The following is a 1,906-nucleotide window of genomic DNA, read 5'->3' on the forward strand; positions in this document are numbered from 1 at the left end:
CGCGGCCGGCCGCCGCTGACCGCGACCGTGACCACCACCGTGTCGCTGCTGTTCACGGGGGCGGGCGCGGCCGCCGGCTCACGCCCGGAACTGGCCGGCCAGGGGGGCCGGATCCGGCGGCTGGGCCTGGTCACCGCGCTGGGCGGCGCGGCCGGGGCCGCGCTGCTGCTGCTCACCCCGGCCCGGACCTTCGAGGCCGTGGCGCCGATCCTGATCGGGGGGGCGTCCGTGCTGCTCCTGCTCCAGCCGGTCCGGGAGGAAAGCGCGCCGTCCGACCGGGAACGCAACCCGTTCCTGATCGCCGCGCTGTTTTGCGTGGCGGTCTACGTCGGCTACTTCGGCGCGGCCGGCGGCATTCTGCTGCTGGTCGTGCTGACCGCGATGGTCACCGAGCCGCTGGCCCGGACGAACGCGCTGAAGAATGTGGTCTCCGGGCTGGCCAACGCGGTCGCGGCGGTGGCGTTCGCGCTGTTCGGGCCGGTCCGCTGGGCCGCGGTCCTGCCGCTGGCCGCGGGCTTCCTCATCGGCGGCCGGATCGGCCCGGTCCTGGTCCGCTACATACCGGCCCGGGTGCTGCGGGTGGTGATCGGCCTGGCCGGCGTAGCCCTGGCCGTCAAGCTCGGCCTCAGCGCGTACGACTGAAGACCGCAATTCTCCGCAACGAAAACCACCCGTGGCCGCTCACTTCGCCCCGCCACTCGACCCTGCGGCCCATGCCGGATACGAGGACCACCCGCCCCGGATGGGGTTCTTCACCGACACCTCGGTGTGCATCGGCTGCAAGGCCTGCGAGGTGGCCTGCAAGGAGTGGAACTCCGTGCCCGAGGACGGGCTTGAGCTGACCGGGATGTCGTTCGACAACACGGTTGGCCTGAGTGCCTCCACGTGGCGGCACGTCGCCTTCATCGAGCAGATCGGCCGTCCCGGCGACGCGACGACCCCGCCGGGGGACAGCGCGCCGGGGGACAGTCGCTGGCTGATGTCGAGCGACGTGTGCAAACACTGCACGGAGGCGGCCTGCCTGGACGTCTGCCCGACCGGAGCGCTGTTCCGCACCGAGTTCGGCACTGTGGTGGTGCAGGACGACGTGTGCAATGGCTGCGGGTACTGCGTGTCCGCCTGCCCGTTCGGCGTCATCGCGCGCCGGGAGACCGACGGCGGCGCGCACAAGTGCACGCTGTGCTATGACCGGCTGACCGACGGGCAGATGCCCGCCTGCGCGAAGGCCTGCCCGACCCAGTCGATCCAGTTCGGTCCGCTTGACGAGCTGCGGGAGCGCGCGAATGCCCGGGTCAGCGAGCTTCACGACCAGGGCGAGGACGAGGCGCGGCTGTACCTGGAAGACCCCGCGGACGGCATCGGCGGCGGGGGCGCGTTCTTCCTGCTCCTCGACGACCCGGAGGTATACGGGCTGCCGCCCGACCCGGTCGTCACTACCCGCGACCTGCCCAGGATGTGGCGGCACGTGGCCACCGCAGGCGCCGCGATGGCGGCAGGGGCGCTGCTCGCGACCCTGCGCTGGAAGGGGACGAGCCGGTGAGCAGGTCCTACTACGGCAGGCCGGTCATCAAGGAGACGATCTGGGGCAGTCCTGAAATCCCCGGCTACCTGTTCCTTGGCGGGCTGGCCGGCGCCTCCTCGATGCTCGCGGGCTTCGCGCAGGCCTCAGGCCATCAAGAGCTTGCCCGCGCATCGAAGACCGCCGCCACGGGCGCCATCGCGCTGTCCGCCGTGGCGCTGGTGAAGGACCTCGGCCGCCCGGGTCGGTTCCTCAACATGCTGCGGGTGGTCAAGGTGACCTCGCCAATGAGCGTCGGCACCTGGCTGATCACGGGCTACGGACCGCTAGCGGGCGCGGCCGCGGCGAGCGCGCTGACCGGCAAGCTGCCGAAGGCCGGCGCCGCGG

3 protein-coding genes are annotated in these 1,906 nt (G+C 72.2%); all 3 read left to right on the forward strand.

Going from position 1 to position 1,906, the window contains the following annotated elements; genetic code table 11:
- Nucleotides 1-642: sulfite exporter TauE/SafE family protein (locus tag WA805_RS24665; protein ID WP_425243515.1), on the forward strand; the 642-nt coding region annotated here is incomplete at its 5' end.
- A 100-nt stretch (nt 643-742) separates the two neighbouring features.
- The gene (locus tag WA805_RS24670) at nt 743-1,540 is read left to right on the forward strand and encodes a 4Fe-4S dicluster domain-containing protein (RefSeq protein WP_425243517.1); all 798 of its coding nucleotides are present in this window, start codon (nt 743-745) and stop codon (nt 1,538-1,540) included.
- The coding region (gene nrfD, locus WA805_RS24675; protein ID WP_425243516.1) for an NrfD/PsrC family molybdoenzyme membrane anchor subunit at nt 1,537-1,906 on the forward strand (370 nt) is incomplete at its 3' end. The genes WA805_RS24670 and nrfD, both read left to right, overlap by 4 nt.

This window comes from Trebonia sp., assembly GCF_049794275.1.
Lineage (GTDB): Bacteria > Actinomycetota > Actinomycetes > Streptosporangiales > Streptosporangiaceae > Trebonia.

What these genes read in the sequence shown, in the direction of transcription:
- WA805_RS24670 (WP_425243517.1), top strand. Translation starts at nt 743, where the DNA reads ATGGGGTTCTTCACCGACACCTCGGTGTGCATCGGCTGCAAGGCCTGC.